This window comes from Bernardetia sp., assembly GCF_020630935.1.
Classification (GTDB): Bacteria; Bacteroidota; Bacteroidia; order Cytophagales; family Bernardetiaceae; genus Bernardetia.
Window position 1 is genome coordinate 19,813 of record NZ_JAHDIG010000036.1, and the last position, 16,026, is coordinate 35,838.

General features: G+C 33.7%; 16 protein-coding genes. 6 read left to right on the forward strand and 10 right to left on the reverse strand.

Annotated elements, in window-relative coordinates; translation table 11 throughout:
- The first annotated feature begins 105 nt into the window (after positions 1-105).
- On the forward strand, positions 106-969 hold the full coding sequence (locus QZ659_RS11320; protein WP_291725929.1) for a nucleoside phosphorylase: 864 nt from the start codon (positions 106-108) through the stop codon (positions 967-969).
- Between the two features lie 64 nt (positions 970-1,033).
- Here QZ659_RS11320 and QZ659_RS11325 read toward each other — a convergent pair whose 3' ends face one another.
- The 5 genes from QZ659_RS11325 to QZ659_RS11345 form a co-directional block, all read right to left on the reverse strand.
- Positions 1,034-2,137 (reverse strand): type III polyketide synthase, encoded by a 1,104-nt coding sequence (locus QZ659_RS11325; RefSeq protein ID WP_291725930.1) that lies wholly within the window; start codon positions 2,135-2,137, stop codon positions 1,034-1,036.
- A 73-nt stretch (positions 2,138-2,210) separates the two neighbouring features.
- Positions 2,211-2,972 (reverse strand): hypothetical protein, encoded by a 762-nt coding sequence (locus QZ659_RS11330; RefSeq protein ID WP_291725931.1) that lies wholly within the window; start codon positions 2,970-2,972, stop codon positions 2,211-2,213.
- The gene (locus QZ659_RS11335) at positions 2,969-3,544 is read right to left on the reverse strand and encodes a hypothetical protein (protein ID WP_291725932.1); all 576 of its coding nucleotides are present in this window, start codon (positions 3,542-3,544) and stop codon (positions 2,969-2,971) included. Before QZ659_RS11335 ends, QZ659_RS11330 begins: the two co-directional genes overlap by 4 nt.
- Positions 3,534-4,493, reverse strand: coding sequence for a hypothetical protein (locus QZ659_RS11340; RefSeq protein WP_291725933.1), 960 nt, complete (start codon positions 4,491-4,493; stop codon positions 3,534-3,536). Before QZ659_RS11340 ends, QZ659_RS11335 begins: the two co-directional genes overlap by 11 nt.
- A 257-nt stretch (positions 4,494-4,750) precedes the next feature.
- Positions 4,751-5,857: an ATP-binding protein gene (locus QZ659_RS11345; RefSeq protein WP_291725934.1), complete on the reverse strand. Its 1,107-nt coding sequence runs from the start codon at positions 5,855-5,857 to the stop codon at positions 4,751-4,753.
- Between the two features lie 167 nt (positions 5,858-6,024).
- Here QZ659_RS11345 and QZ659_RS11350 point away from each other — a divergent pair, with 167 nt between their 5' ends.
- On the forward strand, positions 6,025-6,465 hold the full coding sequence (locus QZ659_RS11350) for an SRPBCC family protein (RefSeq protein WP_291725935.1): 441 nt from the start codon (positions 6,025-6,027) through the stop codon (positions 6,463-6,465).
- Positions 6,466-6,553: 88 nt separating this feature from the next.
- Positions 6,554-7,327 (forward strand): NRDE family protein, encoded by a 774-nt coding sequence (locus tag QZ659_RS11355; protein ID WP_291725936.1) that lies wholly within the window; start codon positions 6,554-6,556, stop codon positions 7,325-7,327.
- Positions 7,328-7,417: 90 nt separating this feature from the next.
- Here the strand turns inward: QZ659_RS11355 and QZ659_RS11360 are convergent, their stop codons facing one another.
- On the reverse strand, positions 7,418-8,512 hold the full coding sequence (locus tag QZ659_RS11360; RefSeq protein WP_291725937.1) for a Glu/Leu/Phe/Val family dehydrogenase: 1,095 nt from the start codon (positions 8,510-8,512) through the stop codon (positions 7,418-7,420).
- 575 nt (positions 8,513-9,087) lie between these two features.
- Here QZ659_RS11360 and QZ659_RS11365 point away from each other — a divergent pair.
- The 3 genes from QZ659_RS11365 to QZ659_RS11375 are packed head-to-tail and all read left to right on the forward strand — an operon-like array spanning position 9,088 to position 11,814.
- Positions 9,088-9,957, forward strand: coding sequence for a hypothetical protein (locus QZ659_RS11365; protein WP_291725938.1), 870 nt, complete (start codon positions 9,088-9,090; stop codon positions 9,955-9,957).
- A gap of 4 nt (positions 9,958-9,961) precedes the next feature.
- Positions 9,962-10,708: a hypothetical protein gene (locus QZ659_RS11370; RefSeq protein ID WP_291725939.1), complete on the forward strand. Its 747-nt coding sequence runs from the start codon at positions 9,962-9,964 to the stop codon at positions 10,706-10,708.
- A gap of 47 nt (positions 10,709-10,755) precedes the next feature.
- Complete coding sequence (locus tag QZ659_RS11375; protein ID WP_291725940.1) at positions 10,756-11,814, forward strand: metal-dependent hydrolase; 1,059 nt, start codon at positions 10,756-10,758, stop codon at positions 11,812-11,814.
- Positions 11,815-11,853: 39 nt separating this feature from the next.
- Here QZ659_RS11375 and QZ659_RS11380 read toward each other — a convergent pair whose 3' ends face one another.
- The 4 genes from QZ659_RS11380 to QZ659_RS11395 all read right to left on the reverse strand — a co-directional run.
- Positions 11,854-12,879 (reverse strand): DUF4178 domain-containing protein, encoded by a 1,026-nt coding sequence (locus tag QZ659_RS11380; protein ID WP_291725941.1) that lies wholly within the window; start codon positions 12,877-12,879, stop codon positions 11,854-11,856.
- A gap of 122 nt (positions 12,880-13,001) precedes the next feature.
- Entirely contained in the window at positions 13,002-13,802 is an 801-nt protein-coding gene (locus tag QZ659_RS11385) for a hemerythrin domain-containing protein (protein WP_291725942.1), read from the reverse strand.
- A gap of 137 nt (positions 13,803-13,939) precedes the next feature.
- A complete protein-coding gene (locus tag QZ659_RS11390) occupies positions 13,940-14,749 on the reverse strand; it encodes a heavy-metal-associated domain-containing protein (protein ID WP_291725943.1) in 810 nt (269 codons plus the stop codon).
- A gap of 135 nt (positions 14,750-14,884) precedes the next feature.
- Positions 14,885-16,026: multicopper oxidase domain-containing protein (locus QZ659_RS11395; protein WP_291725944.1), on the reverse strand; the 1,142-nt coding region annotated here is incomplete at its 5' end.

The following is a 16,026-nucleotide window of genomic DNA, read 5'->3' on the forward strand; positions in this document are numbered from 1 at the left end:
AACATTCATATAGTTTTGGCAGAATTATACAATCTTTTATGTTATATTGATTCTTGATAATTCAATTATCCATTCTCAATTAGTAAAATTATCCATTAAAACTCAATGATTCCATCTTCCGAACTTATCATCAATCCAGATAATTCTATTTATCATCTCAACTTACAATCACATCAGATTGCAGATACTATCATTACGGTAGGCGACCCAGAGCGTGTGCCATCAGTAAGTAAATTCTTTGATAAGATAGAATTTAAAATCCATAAGCGAGAGTTTATTACTCATACAGGGTTACATAAAGGGAAACGAATTTCTGTCATTTCTACTGGAATGGGAACAGATAATATTGAAGTTTTGATGACAGAATTAGATGCACTCGTCAATGTAGATTTCAAGACTAGAAAAATAAAAGAAAACCTAACTTCACTTAACATAATCAGAGTTGGAACATCAGGTTCTTTGCAGGAGAGTATTCCAGTAGGGACACTTTTAGCTTCTCAAAATGCTGTCGGAATGGATACATTGATGCAGTTTTATAGACTAGAGCAGAGCCAAAAAGAACAAGAAATTTCTGAACAAATCAAGCAAAATGCACAAGTAGGTTTTAATCCTTATGTAGTTTCAGCAGATGAGAGTTTACTTCATCATTTTACAGAAAATAGTAATATCGTAAAAGGAAATACGCTCACTTGCCCTGGTTTTTATGCCCCACAAGGAAGAGAAGTGAGATTGAAGCCACAGACAGACAATTATTTAGAAAAAATCAGAAATAAAATAACAGATTTTCCTCTTACCAATATGGAGATGGAAACGGCTGGATATTATGCTTTGAGCAGACTTTTAGGACACAAAATGCTTTCTTTGAATGCTATTTTGGCAAACCGAATCACACATCAGTTTTCAGAAAACCCACAAAGAGAAGTTGATAATCTGATTGAATATACTTTAAACAAGGTAGTGAGTTTATAAAGTTGTTGGTGTCGCTATGCTAAAACACCAACAATGGTATTTAAGATTATTGAATTGTAAAATATTATTGTTCTACAACTTCAAAAAGAGCAGATTCTACAGTCAGCCCTGGACCAAAAGCAAGAGAAGGAATGAGCTGATTATTTTTGAGTTGGTAGGCTGCTTTGTTATGTAACAGTTCTTTCAAAACAAAAAGGACTGTTACAGAAGACATATTTCCGTATTCTTCCCAAATTTTGAAAGGAACATCTAGTTTAGACTTATCCATTGAGAGCTTTTTAGCAAGCGTATCTAAAATCTTTTTTCCCCCTGGATGGACAGCCCACTGTGAAATGGTGTCTGAATTTTTATCTACCTCTAGGCCTTTCATGAGCTTGTCTAAAATCTGATTGATTTCTTCTCCCAAAATATCAGCCACATAAGACGAGAGACGCATTTCAAAACCTGTATCTCTGATATACCACGCCATATCTCGTTTACCTTTTGGAACGAGGTCGCAATAAAAATTCTTTAAAAGTAAATTAGTCTTGCCTTTCTGTGGTTTAGATTCTACCAATACGGCAGCAGCACCGTCAGCAAAGATAGAATTAGCCAAAAGATTATCGTCATCGGCTTGCTTTTGGAAGTGAAGCGTACAGAGTTCAACTCCCACAATCAAGACTTTTGCATCCGAAGCCAAGCAGAAAGCATTTGCCACTTTGAGCGCATTAAACGAAGCATAACAACCCATAAAATTTATAGCCGTTCGCTGTACGGAAGAATTTAAACCCAAATTTTCTAAGAGTTCAATGTCAATTCCAGGGGCAAACATTCCTGTACAGCTTACTGTAATCAGATGTGTAATTTCATTTTCCCTACCTTCAATAATGGGTTTTGCAGCTTCCAAACCTAATTTTGTTGCCCACTTTTCATAGACTTTCATTCGCTCGGCAGTCGTTGGAAAAGGCTCTAAATCTTCTGTATTAGGATAAAAATCAAAACCGTTTTTTTTGGTATAATCTTCTAAAACTGTATAGCGATTTTTGATTCCAGTAGCACGTTGTAGGATTCGGATTTTACGCTTTTCATCTTTTGTTTTGCCCATAAAATGCGCTGAAAAGTCAGCACTTTGTTCTTGAGAAATAGTAAAAGGAGGATTGGCAGTATTGAGGGCAGTAATATAGCTCATTAAAGTAAGTTCTGACAGAAAAATAACATCTTAAATAATCTACAAGGTACGGAAAAATGAAAAGAAATATTAGCTATTTAATTTCCTCTATCTCAAAATCAGTTCGTTGCCCTGCTTTTATTTTGAGTTTGTAATCTGCAACAGTTTTAATAGTATCGGTCAAAAAATAATCTGTTAGGATTTGAAAATCTATTGTTGTATCCTTTTCTACATCAAAATAGATTTTGTCTGTAAGTTGGTTATTTTGATAAAACTGTGAGGAAAATGGATTTACGCCAAAGTTATAGAAATTGTAGTGAGCGACAATAGATGGATTATGTGGCAGAACTTTCAAATTGATAGGGTCAAAAATTACCCCACCACCAGAAAAATAATGAAAGGCTACCAAATTATATTTACTGTGTGTTCTGTAAAGCAATAAGTTGTGTAACTTACTCAGATGCTTGCTATAACCATTTTCGAAATTCAAAAATGAACCATCTTCTTCTCGTTTTAGAGGTGAATATTCGTAAAAATCCTTGACAATGTGATTCTCCAGTAATTTCCACTCATAGACATCTGTATTGTACAGAGAATCAGAATAATCTAACTTTGTTTTTACAGAATAGAAAATCTCACTTTTTGGAGAATAATAACCAGAATTTTCTACATCAAACTGTTCTCTTTCCAAAATAACGTGTTTTTTCAGTTTGATTTTTTCCACTAAAAAATGCTCACTTTTCTCTATCGCAGTTATGTCTTTAGCCTTTTGCTTTTCTTGAGTGTTCCAATAGAATATGCACAAAACGCCCACCAAAGTCCAAGCGAATAAAGAAAATATAGTTTTAGTTTTCATCTTAAATAGTATTCAATGGGTTCTGGATGGAAAATATCTGTTAGTCTGATTCCTATTTTATCGTTTTCTATTACTTCAACACCTAATGTACTATACCCTGTTGCCCAGTAGCTAATATTTTGAAACGTTTCATCATCTGCAAAATTCATTAAATTTTGGTATAAATAGAGCTTATTTATCTGTTTTAATGGACTATCTAGGCAATGATTAGAATCGTTTTGAGAAATGACTTTTTTATAGAATTTATTGTTTGTCAAAGGATATTCCTTCATGTCATCTAGTGAGATTACACCTTTTTTATATCTAAGTTCAGCCAGTTTGTGAGCATTTTTTAGGTTAAAAAATGTGTATCGCTCTCTTTCACTACCAATTATAGCGTATCCTGCGTGAAATAAATAGTTTAAATATCTATCTTGATGAGTTAGTTGAATTGACTTTTTCAATACTTTGCTACTTTTCTCTATGGCAAGAATTTCATTTTCTTTGTTCGTATTTTGAGAAGCAAAATAAAAAATGCTTACCACGACAATCACAACCCAAATAGAAACAGAAAATATAGTTTTAGTTTTCATCTTTGTAATACTTGTTTAGGTAGTCAAAATCTTGTTTGATAGTCAAAATAGTGTCTCCTCCTTCAAGAAAAGTTGGAACTTTCACAGCAAATTTTTGAATGCCTTTTCTAAACTCTTTCGGAATGATGATAAATCCGTTCTCATCAAACTTCGTTTCTATGTTTGCTGGGTCAATTAGACGAGTAGTTTCTTTGTCAAAAGGAATTACACTCATCGTACTGATATAATACGGCTTGTCTTTTCCTTTTTCATAATGCACATACGGCACAACTTTTATATCTTCTATTTTCAAATCAAGAGGATAAAGCAAATATTTCTGTGAAAGCATTTTAGAATCTTCATAATACATTGTGGCAAGCTGCGCCTCAAAACGAGAATAATGGAAAGCTCTCAAATAATCGTCTGTATCAAAATAAAAATCTTCTAACTCTTCGTTTGTCATTCCATCTTCAAATACAAAGTTTTTATAACGTTTTGAAAGTACAGAATCTATGACTGATACTTTTTTGATATATTCTTCAAAGGCAGTAACGATATTTGAACTCGGTACTTTTGGAGGGAACTTTGGCATTTCTACTTCTTTTCCTTCGTATGAAACTGTTACTATTTCTATTAATTCAACTCTTGGCTTCTCAAAATATTGCTCATGAACATTCCGATAGATTTTATCTAATTCATCTCTTTGTTTTTTGAAACGAGTATGTATCTTTCTAGTAGTATCATTTTCATCTATGCCATTTGATTCAATATGCCTTTCTGCACTTCTCCACGCCTTTCCTGCAAGCTCTTGATATTCATCTCTTAGCTCTCTATTCTGATGATAGTTATAGCCTAAAATATCTTTTTCCGTTTCAGAATAACGACTATAAAAAAAGGTTTGGTAGCCAAAAAAGCCCAACAAAAGCAATAAAATAGCTACTGGCAAGTAAGGATTTTGTAGATGTTTCATAACCAAAGAACGAAGAAAGTAAATAATTATGCGAAATATTTCGAATTCTAATTATATGAAGAGAGATTCGTTCCTACGGAACTTAGCATTGGGAAAACTGTTAAATTACTACCAATGGTTTCATCTCTACAGAGACTGGAAAATAGTTCTGTAAGGACTTTCCATTGGTAGCCATAGAATTTTATAGATTATAAGCTCCGTAGGAGCGAACCATAAATTATTTCTCAGTAAAAAATAGTACAAATCAATAAATTTATTTACCTCAAAAGTCTAGCAATCTGAACTGATAAATCCATAAAAACGATTTTAGAGTTTGCATTTCGTTCCAAATGAAAATAGGCTTCGTCTATCTTTTCTACCAACGAAAAAATATTTCGCTCATCAATTACCTTAGCAAAATTTTCTACAAACTTTAGTGTTTCGGATTCTGTACGGATAAGCTGCTGTGTTCCAAAATTAGAAATTAAAGATTCTCTCAAAATAGTAAGAGCATACTGCAAAAGCGTTTTTTGTCCTTCTTTTCCCAAGCTGTGAAACAAATCGGCTTGCTCTACAAAGCCAGCATAATCGTGCTTAAAACAAAGTCGCATCCAATCTCTAAACCATTCTTGATTTTTATTTTGTGTATGCTTACTCAGTTTCATCGCCTCGTTCAAATTCCCATCTACCAAAGGCGCAATTTCGGCAGCTTCATTTTCTTTGATATTCTGACTTATCAAATACTCTTTCACTTCTGCATCCGAATAACGAGGAACTTGAATAAGTTGGCAACGAGAAAGAATAGTAGAAAGTATTTTATCTGTTTTTTCGCTTACTAATAAGAAAATGGTTTTCTTTGGAGGTTCTTCTAATCCTTTCAAAAGTGCATTGGCAGCACTTGCATTCATATATTCTGGCAACCACAAAATCAGAATTTTATAGCCTCCTTCATACGCTTTCAAGGATAAAATTTTTGAAATATAACGGCTTTCTGCCACCGAAATACTAAACTGTTTCCCTTCTGTATCCAAATATTCTGACCAATCTTGCAAAACTGGAAATTTGCTTTTTGGTAAAAATTCTCTCCAGCCTTTCATAAACTCTTCTCTCTCTTTATAGGCTTTTGCTTTGGCTGTTGGAAAGACAAAATGCAAATCTGGATGAATTAGTTTTTTATAGCGCACACACGAACTACATCTTCCACAGGCATCATTTTCTTGTTTGTTCTCACAGCTCAAAAATGTTGCATACGCCCACGCTAACGAAAGTGCCGTACTTCCTTCATAGCCTAAAAAAAGCTGTGCATGTGCTACATGGTTATTATGAACAGCCGTAGTAAGTGTTTTTTTGAGAGATTCTAAACCAAGTATATCAGAGAAAAGCATTGTATCTTAACGATTAATTATTAGTGATAAGTGATTAATGAATACGAAAATCATTTACATTAATCTTTATTTGAACCCCTCCAATCTTTCAAAAAAAACAGATAAAAGTTCAAAGCTATAAACAAAGATAACAAAACATTTTCCTTTGCTTTTTGATTTTATAAGCTATGAAATTAATTATAGAAACTCCGATTGCTCGTTCGGCAAGTGAAGTTTGGAAAGGCTTTACAGAAGAACTTTTTTTACAACTTAGTCCACCTTTTCCAAAGCTCAAACTCAATCGTTTTGATGGCTGCAAAGTAGGCGATGAAGTACATTTAGAATTAGATTTTGGAATTTATAGCTCTAAGTGGATTTCTTATATCGTAGAACAAGCCGAAACAGAAAGCGAAATTTATTTTGTAGATACAGCCAATGATTTGCCTTTTCCTCTCAAAACTTGGAAACACCACCACAGAATTAAAAAAATAGATGAGAATAATTGTATCATTATCGATGATATTGATTATTATACTTCTTCAAAAGCCTTAGATGCTGTTATTTATCCAGGGATGTGGGCGCAATTTGCGTATAGAAGCCCAGTTTATAAAAAGTTTTTTGAAGAATAAAATGCGTAATTTTGGGTTTTACTCTATTGTTAAAGTTAAAGGCAAACCTTTAACCTACATCATACATTTGTAATTCGTAATTCATTTCATGTGTACACTCACTTTTGTTCCTTTAGAAAAAGGAAATTTTCTTCTGACTTCTAGCCGAGACGAGCAAAAAACTCGTAAAAACTCTCAGCTTCCCACTTTCACAGAAATAAACAAGACAAAAATCCTTCGCCCTGTCGATGGCGACGCTGGAGGCTCTTGGATTGGAATAAATGACAAAGGTCGTACGCTTTGCCTTTTAAATGGAGCTTTTAAAAAGCACGTCAGAAACACGCCGTACAGAAAAAGTAGAGGAATTATTCTGATGGAACTTTTGGCAACAAAAAATCAAGAAGACATTGAAAATTATGACTTTAGCAAAATAGAATCTTTTACACTTGTTTGGATTGAAAAAACCAAAATGTCTGTTTCTCTGACTGAATACCGTTGGGTAGAAGAAGAAAACAAACTTTACAAAAAAAATATAGATACAAAGTTTGCCTATATCTGGTCATCTGCTACGCTTTACACTTCTGAAGTAGCCGAAAAACGAGAAGAATGGTTTGAAGAGTGGTTAGAATTCTATCTTAAAAAAGGACAGAAATTAGATACAATTTCACAAATCTTGTGGCATTTTCACGTCAAGGGAGGAGAAAAACAAAATGCTACGCCAAGAGAGCAAATTATGATGAGTGACCCTTATGGTGGAACGGTTAGCCTGACACAAATCATCTCACATTTTGATAAAAACACTCCAAACAATAAACTCTCTATGAAACATTATAATCTCAATACAATGAAGAGTAGTTTGGATGAGATGGAGGTAAAATCATAAACAAAAAAAGCGAATTGTATTTTCTACAATTCGCTTTTTTTATGAATTGAACCGTCAACGAGACGTGAAGTCGTCGTTGAGGATATTTCCTTATCTCACAGTTTTGATATGAGCAATTTGGTCGATTCTTTCTTGTGCAATCTGAATCGCTACATTTTGAGCATTTTTATTTTCATCTTGCGACTGTGTGATTACTTCCAAACACATATCGTAAAGACGTTCTGTTTTCTGAACTACCCACTCACGAGGAAGAGAAGCATATTCTGAATACACATTAATTACACCACCAGAATTAATCAAAAAGTCTGGTACATAAATAATTCCACGCTCAAGGCAAGCATTACCGTGGATTGTCTCGTCTTTGAGCTGATTGTTAGCACAACCTGCAATAATCTGACACTTCAAACGACTAAGTGTTTCGTCGTTTACTGTCGCACCAAGCGCACAAGGAGAATAAATATCAACGTCCAAATCATAGATTTCTTCCAAGCCTACAATTTCTACGTTATATTTATTAGCAATATCTATCAAACGGTCTTCATATACGTCTGTAACATAGATTTTTGCACCTTCTTTGGCTAAATGTTCAATGATGTATTCGCCGACGTGTCCTGCACCCTGTACAGAAACTTTTTTGCCTTCTAAACTATCACTTCCATAAGCCTTTTTTGCTGCTGCTTTCATTCCCATATACGTACCCAAGGCAGTAAATGGAGAAGGGTCGCCCGAACCACCACGATTTTCAGCCAAGCCTGTTACATGTTTGGTTTCCATTGCAATATAGTCCATATCAATCGTCGACATTCCTACGTCTTCGGCAGTGATATATTTTCCATTGAGGCTTTCTACAAACTTACCAAAACGACGCAAAAGAGCTTCATTTTTTTGAGTGCGTGCATCGCCAATAATTACAGCTTTTCCACCACCAAGATTAAGCCCAGCGATAGAGTTTTTATACGACATACCACGAGAAAGACGAAGGGCATCCGTTACTGCTTCCGTACTTGTGGCATAGTTCCACATTCTAGTTCCACCCAAGGCAGGTCCTAAAACGGTAGAGTGAATACCGATGATGGCACGAAGTCCAGAGTGTTTGTCTTGGCAAAAAACAAGATTTTCGTGTCCCATTTTTTGCATTTGTTCCATTACAGATTCTGTTGTCGGAGGAGTGAGTGTTGCTACCATAGTTTTTAAAGAGGAAAAGAGGTAATAAGTATGTTTGTGTTGTTAATTAGTTGTTGATGAAGACACCAACAAGGGCAAGGTTAAGTTTAATCCTCGTTTATGGTTAAAAACCTAAACGACGCTTTTTATTTTTTTAAAAGAATATTTCGTTCTATTTAATGATTGTATCTACAACTTTACAAATAAAGAATTTTATTAATGTTGATTGGTTAAATTCTACTCTAAAACAAAATATAATTTTGAAGTCTATTTTTAGAAAGAATTTTATTCGTAGAACTGATTTTTTAATTCTCTGTTCACAAAAATATAATAATTATTGAATAAATCGCTATCTAACTGATATTCAATTAGTAAGCTATTTAATTTTACTTAAAAATTCGTTTCATAAAATATACATATCACAAAATAAAAATTTGATTTATGACTATTTTTCAATGTGAATAAATTGTTAAGTAATAAAAATACAGTAGGAAATTTTTTTTCATTTTTTCTAAAAAAAAATCGATTATTTTCGATATTTCAACCTTTGAAGTCCATTTTGCGTTAGTTTGTCTTTATCTACACACCTAAAATCTATGAAGTATATTCGGACGATGCTCCATCCACTACGCCCCTTTTTGCCAGCTTCTTTGCTGCTTGCCACTTTGCTATGGTTTGGATATTCTCATTTTTTGAAAGAAAAATATACAGAAAATGAAAAAATGATTTTTGAGGAAGGGATTAGATTAACTAAAGAACTGTCTTATCAATACTATGAAGAGTTTACAGTTGATGAAGGAATTATTTATGAAGGAGATTATATAAGAGAATTTGCCATGCGAAAAGCATATTCAGAATTATACACAATAGATAGAAAGCTAGATAGTTTAAAACAAACATTGATTGTAAATGAGCTTGATAATATAAAATTTTTAGAAAATACAGAAATTCCAATTACGTCTATTTTTGAAAAATATGTAACAGAGGCACAAGAAATAGCTCCACTTCTTAAAGAAAGATATACGAATTTTGAATTAGAAGATGGCTTAGATAACTCACAACTCAACCAACTTTATTTTTCTAGGGATAGTTTGGAAAGTAAATATCATTTAGCTCGTTTTCAAACTCAACTGACAAAAATGTATGCTGATGATATTCAGTTGATAAGGCAAAAAACAATCACAAATAAAATAGAAGCTATTCTATCCAATTATGTAACGACTATTCACCTTTCAGAAAATAGAAACTATAACAGTCCAGATGGACGAAATAATGCCTTGTATCTTACTACATTATTTCCTTTTGATACTATAATTACAAAAATTATTGAACCTAGAAATTTAGAAACTCAATTCGACGAAAAAGGATTTTTGATTATTCCTCCTTCTCTAAGAAAACAAAATACTAAGTTAGTAATCAAAATAATCTCAGAAACAGATTCAGTCTCTTTTACTTATAAAAGGTAAGTTTATGAAAAGAACAAAACAAAATATTGCAATATCGTTGTGGATGCTTCTTTCTCTGTTTTGGGGATGCTACTATTCGTTTTACAGTCTGAGACACTCTGAGCAGAAGCAAGCAATAACCATTACACAACAAAAAACTAAAGAACTTAGCCAAAAGCTGCACATACAAAAAGCAAAAAGAATAAACATCGACATAAAAAAGCACGGAAACAATCCAAGAGATAGACAGCTATATAACCAAATTACGATGGCTTACTCAGACGTTAAAAAGCTCTATGCTAATGCCCCAATTAGTATTGACAATTTAAAACCGTTTCTTTCTGATAGTGTCGCTTTGTACTTACACTTAGAAACTAAACCTCTTGAAGATATAGATAATCAAATAATAGAAGATATTTATCAACACAACTTATATCAAAGAGTACAAGGTTTACTTTACAAAGAGTATTCACGACTTTATGGAATACACTGTGGTTTTAATAACGTTTTTTTGATGACTTCTAGTGACACAACTCTAGGATTTTATGGACTTGATGTATCTGATTACGTGGAAATTCCAAAGAGAGATATTACAATACTAAATCAAAAGTATAGAGAAGATATAGAAGGAGTACTATTTTTTAAAAACAACATTAATAAACCAGTAATTTTTCAAGTCGATACGCATACAGACGATGGAGTTATAAGCAAAAAATATAAAGTCAAGGCTAAAAAACATTTACAGCCTTTTGACTACGAAGAAATAAAATAGCTTTCACTACTTTTTTCCAGTTTGGAAGACTGTCATACAAAAAAAATATGGATTCACTCACACAAATTGTATTAGGAGCAGCCGTTGGCGAGCTTGTCGCAGGAAAAAGAATTGGCAACCAAGCGATGCTTTGGGGCGCAGTCGCTGGAACAATTCCAGATTTAGATGTTTTGGCAAATCCTTTTTTGGATATCGTACAAGAGTTGCGTTGGCACAGAAGCCTTATGCACTCAGTTTTGTTTGCCATTTTGGTTGCGCCACTTTTAGGTTGGCTTTTCAATCGTTTGGGAACAAAATATAATCTCAAATACCTGTCAGAAATGAGTTTTTGGCGTTGGACAAATCTATTTTTTTGGGGAATGCTCACCCACTCGTGGCTAGATATTTTTACGACGTGGGGAACAAAAATATTTTATCCTTTTTCTGATTATGGCTATGCGACCAAAACCGTTTTCGTAGTTGATTTTTTCTATACTGTTCCGTTCTTGATTTTGCTGCTTTGGGCTAGGTTTTTACCTGCTTTTAAAGACAAACTCTACAATAAAAAGCGAGCTTTTTTAGTGTGGTTTGGCGTAGGAATGTCATCTTTTTATTTGCTTATGGGTGTAGTGAATCAGCAGCGAGTGAATATCGTTTTTGAAGAAAACTTAAAAGCTCAAAATATAGATTATCTGCGCTATGACACCAAAACAACACCATTAAATATTTTACTTTGGAACAATATCGTAGAAACTGAAAACGGTTATTATAGTGGGTATTATTCTGTATTAGATAAAGATAAAACTATAAAATACCATTACTTTGACAAAAACTGGGAGCTTCTAGCCCCTATCAAAGACAACAAAAAAGTACAACAACTCTTGGAAGTTCCACAAGGCTATTATACTGTCAAAACGTACCAAGAAGACGAAAATAAAATGTATCAAATCAATGACCTTCGTTTTGGGCAGTTAGACGGCTGGCAAAATGGAGATGGCGATTTTGTTTTTACGTACTTGATTACAGAAGACAAAGATGGAAAGCTCTCTTTTGAGCAAAAGAGAAACAAATTTGATGAAGGTTTTCAGCTGATGATGCAGCTTTTAGGAAGAGCTTTGGGTAAATAGGAAAACCGTCGTTGAGGTCAGAACCGTCAACGAGGTTTATTATTCTTTTGGCAACACATTTGAAAACTCAAAAGGAGAAATCACTTCGCCCACAGTAGCTTTGTAAGTTTGTCCTTCAATTTGTTCTATTCGCATAAAGAAAGTAAGTGTTTCATCAAAATATTCCCAAACAGTAACTTTATTTGCAGCCGTTTTAGCTGTAATTTCGTGTCTCCATCCTGTTTTTGAGTTTTCTCTAAAATAATCAATATCTTGATAACTCAATACCGATGGAGGACGTTTGTTGCTCTGAATTTCATCTTCTAATTCTCTATCAATCGCAAAAATATTTACTTTTCTTGCCAAAATGGTGTGAAGCTGCGTTCCTTCATTTCTCATATACAGGTGAAGTGTTTCCTTTTCATTGATGAGACGAAATTCTTTTCCACTATTTCCATTATCCCAATCGTATTGCCATTCTTGTACGGTTTCCCATGTGGTAAGGTCAAAATCCACTAAAAAACCAGCCTTAAGATTCACAATACTAAGTCGCATAGGGTCAGCTTCTGGCGTTTCCAATACTCTTGGAGCAATTGGGCGTATTTTAGAAATATTTTTCTTAGCAAGATTAATATTTGTGTCTTGTCCTTTTTTCTGTAAATCGTAAGGCGTTCGGAGCATAAACCTAGAACCTTTTGCCGAAGAAGCCAATGTAGAACTTGTTGTTTGCGTATTTCGAAGTCCGTAACGATATTTTACTAAAACGTGTCGGAGTGTTTGGTCGGCTACCTTATTGTTGTAGGACTCCACCATTGAAGGGATTCTAAATAAATCTATAAACCACCAAATACCAAAGCCTCCTGCCGTAAACCAATACAAAAACTGTAACACCCACTGATTCAGATAAGCGTAATGTGTTCCGAAAACAAGCAGATTCAGAATATAACCTATCGAAGTAGTGCGTGCATTTCGATTGTACTCTTCAAAAAATTCTCTTTGTGCTTCTTGTGGCAATTCTGAAAGTTGTGCAGTAACAGCATACGGAAGTTCACGAGTAAGAGAAGGAGGTAAAATTAAATTTCCCATTTATGTATAACAGATTTTTCGACTTGATAATGCTACTATGGCTTACGTAAAAACATCCTAAAAGATAGCAAAAAACTATGAATTTAGGAATCTTTAGCGATTCTTCATATTATTTTTTGTTCTTAATTAAATTTACTCTTTTCTGCTATATTTTGTTTCAACTTTAATTCTAGTTTGAGAGCTTTTGGGAGCAAAATTCTATTTTCAATATCAGCATGTATTTTGAGTTCGGTTTCAAAATCTTTGAGTTCTGAATACAACACTTTTATCAAAAGAGGTGTTTGTTTATCTATTTTGTAGTTATTGGTTAGTTCTCTGATACCTTCCATTTCATCATCATCTTGTTGGTGTTGGCGCAAAAAACGAGAAATAGAATGTTCTTTCATAGGATAAAAAACCTTAGTCATCGGTATTTTTCCATAAAAAGCATTATCTAAAAGGGTAATATAATCGAAGAGCGAACTTTCCTCCTCAAAAATATGATGAATAAAGTCTTCTGCAAAAAGAGGAAAAGCAATTTTCAAATCTTCAATAACCATTTTATAATGCTCTTCAAATCCTTTGCTATTACAATCGTTTACCAATTTTGACATATAAGGTAAACTACGACGCATAAAAATACGGTGGGCATTCTTTAAATAATCAATTACTAACTCTATCGGATAATGCGAAATATGCTGATTCAGAGTCTTAAACGAACTCGTATTTCGCTTCTTACGAACAGCTTCCTCCAAATGCTTTATTAAAATCGTTGCATCTATTCCCCTTTCTCTACACGTTTGGGCAAGTGTTTTATGAGAATGATTGTAAAAGTCTATTCCAAAATAGTGTAAGACAGCAGCAGAAACATAGTTTCTTGAAACTAAAGCACTTATCTTTTCTGAAGTTTTAAAATCTGTATTATTGTTACTTTTACCTTCCATACGCTTCGTATCATTTGAGAGAACAAGATATTCTACAAAAATATAGATTTTTCAGAAAAAAACACCAAAAATTAAAGAACCTGCAAAAGTTTGTTTTGCAGGTTCTGTTTTGTAATAGATTGTTTGTGAATCACTTGCTAGATAAAAAGCATCACGCCAGCCATTGCTACCATCACCAAATCTTCAATAATAGTAACTGTACTCATAGGCAGATTAAAAACATCTCCCAAGCAAGCACATTTGATTTTTTTCTTATCCAAATTACTCTTTATAACACCAATACTACTCACTCCTAATACCACAACTGTAATTAAGTTGGTATAAGATGGAAAAATATTGATAAGATAAGTCACTCCGAGAGCAAGCTCAACAAAAGGATAAATATATCCCCAACCTTTCCACTTTTCGGCTACGATGTCATACATTCTATAAGAATTAGCAAACCCTTCTAAGTTTAAGAGCTTGAAAAAGGCAAAAACAATAAAAAATCCAGCCATAAAATGGCGCATCAAGAGCATTCCAGAAAAGTCGTGAAAAGGATATTGTACCAAAATACTTGTTCCCAAAATAAAACCAACAATCAGAATAAGAGGCTTATAAGTAGAAATAGACTTTTTGGGTAGCTCTATTTCTTTGCCTTCTTCTGACTGATTTGATTTGGTATCAACTTTTATTTCCTCAAAAACTATATTATCTATCTTACTTTGTTTTTCTACGATGAGATAGTTTCCAATTTCAGAGAGCTTTTCTTGTAAAACAGAAATAGGAATATTCTCTTCAAAATAGATTTTTCCCTCTCCATTTTCTACACTAACTTCTGCCTTTTCAATTTCGAGAAAGTTTTCTAATGTTTTTTTTACCTTAGCTTCACAGCCTTTACAAGTCATTCCTGTAATGGTATATTCTTTTGTTTGGACTTTATTTTGGGTTTGTTCTAGTGTTTCCATAATTTATATAAAGAAAAATTTTGAATCTAATGATTGAAATAAAGTGGACTCTAATAATCCACTACTACTTATAAAAACGATGGCTTGACCTTAGAGTTATTCAGAATTTTGTCCATTTTTTATATCATTTTGACTTTAATAAATAATCTGTAATCCTGCCCCCCAACCAAACTGACTATCATAATTTCCAGAAAGTGCAAAGTATTGTCCTAAAATATAACTTGTTCCTATGGTGTATCGTAGCTTGTCTTGATTGATGCTATATTCTATTCCTGCATCAGCTCTCCAACGTTTGGTAAGTGGAAAGTCTTCTCGTTCTAGTTCGATTTGAAAATTTCCCTCGTGGTCTATTCTCAAATCTGACCAGATGTGCATAGGCAAAAAGTAGCGAATACCCAAAAGTCCTTTTATTTCTGCATTTGTTGAGTTAGTTTCATCATTGACTTGTTCTACTGTTTCTTGTTCGGCTTCTGCTCCAAGATAAACAGTAAAAAATTGCTTCGCACCAAAATAGCGCATTGCTTTTGCTGTTACTTCATACTCATTTTTATAATTGGTATTTCCAGTAAGACTGATTTCATTTCTAAAATTGAATAGTCCTGCTTCTCCCCAAAGTCCGTTGGTTTGTGCTGCCACATTTGCCATAGTGTACCAACGTTTATCTTCTCTTGCAAAGCGTTTGTAGGCTGCTCTTGAGGTAAGCATAGGTGTAGTATTTTGATAATTTACAACTCTAGCCATTCCAGACATCATGTGGTAGAGTAAATGACAATGAAAAAACCAATCTTTTTCCTCAACTGCATCAAACTCTATGATTGTTGTTTCCATTGGTGCAACATTAATAGTATGTTTGAGAGGAGCAAAATCGCCTTGTCCATTTATTACTCTAAAAAAATGCCCGTGTAGGTGCATAGGATGGCTCATCATGGTAGTGTTGTGCATCACAAAGCGTACTGTCTCACCTTTATTAATTTTGATTTTGTCAGCTTCTGAAAGTGGGGTATTGTTTATCATCCACACGTAACGCAACATGTTTCCTCCCAAATACAAATGAATGATTCTAACAGGCTGTTCTTCATCAATTTTGGTAGAAGTTTCAGATTTTAGCATCGTATAATCAAAAATAGTTTCTTCTGGATTTTTCTTTTTTAGTTGTTTGTAGCCTGTCATTTTTACACCCATTGGCTGAAGCATAGATTTCATCATAGGATTGTTTTTGCTCATCATCATTCCTTCTTTTGAGGCTTCATGGATTTTACCTTTTTCGTGGTTCATTT

Excerpts from the sequence above, each read along its gene's own strand:
- QZ659_RS11385 (WP_291725942.1), bottom strand. The coding sequence starts at position 13,802 with ATGGAAGGTAAAAGTAACAATAATACAGATTTTAAAACTTCAGAAAAG.
- QZ659_RS11380 (WP_291725941.1), bottom strand. The coding sequence starts at position 12,879 with ATGGGAAATTTAATTTTACCTCCTTCTCTTACTCGTGAACTTCCGTAT.
- QZ659_RS11355 (WP_291725936.1), top strand. The coding sequence starts at position 6,554 with ATGTGTACACTCACTTTTGTTCCTTTAGAAAAAGGAAATTTTCTTCTG.
- QZ659_RS11325 (WP_291725930.1), bottom strand. The coding sequence starts at position 2,137 with ATGAGCTATATTACTGCCCTCAATACTGCCAATCCTCCTTTTACTATT.
- QZ659_RS11335 (WP_291725932.1), bottom strand. The coding sequence starts at position 3,544 with ATGAAAACTAAAACTATATTTTCTGTTTCTATTTGGGTTGTGATTGTC.
- QZ659_RS11350 (WP_291725935.1), top strand. The coding sequence starts at position 6,025 with ATGAAATTAATTATAGAAACTCCGATTGCTCGTTCGGCAAGTGAAGTT.
- QZ659_RS11340 (WP_291725933.1), bottom strand. The coding sequence starts at position 4,493 with ATGAAACATCTACAAAATCCTTACTTGCCAGTAGCTATTTTATTGCTT.
- QZ659_RS11375 (WP_291725940.1), top strand. The coding sequence starts at position 10,756 with ATGGATTCACTCACACAAATTGTATTAGGAGCAGCCGTTGGCGAGCTT.
- QZ659_RS11365 (WP_291725938.1), top strand. The coding sequence starts at position 9,088 with ATGAAGTATATTCGGACGATGCTCCATCCACTACGCCCCTTTTTGCCA.
- QZ659_RS11360 (WP_291725937.1), bottom strand. The coding sequence starts at position 8,512 with ATGGTAGCAACACTCACTCCTCCGACAACAGAATCTGTAATGGAACAA.
- QZ659_RS11330 (WP_291725931.1), bottom strand. The coding sequence starts at position 2,972 with ATGAAAACTAAAACTATATTTTCTTTATTCGCTTGGACTTTGGTGGGC.
- QZ659_RS11345 (WP_291725934.1), bottom strand. The coding sequence starts at position 5,857 with ATGCTTTTCTCTGATATACTTGGTTTAGAATCTCTCAAAAAAACACTT.
- QZ659_RS11370 (WP_291725939.1), top strand. The coding sequence starts at position 9,962 with ATGAAAAGAACAAAACAAAATATTGCAATATCGTTGTGGATGCTTCTT.
- QZ659_RS11390 (WP_291725943.1), bottom strand. The coding sequence starts at position 14,749 with ATGGAAACACTAGAACAAACCCAAAATAAAGTCCAAACAAAAGAATAT.
- QZ659_RS11320 (WP_291725929.1), top strand. The coding sequence starts at position 106 with ATGATTCCATCTTCCGAACTTATCATCAATCCAGATAATTCTATTTAT.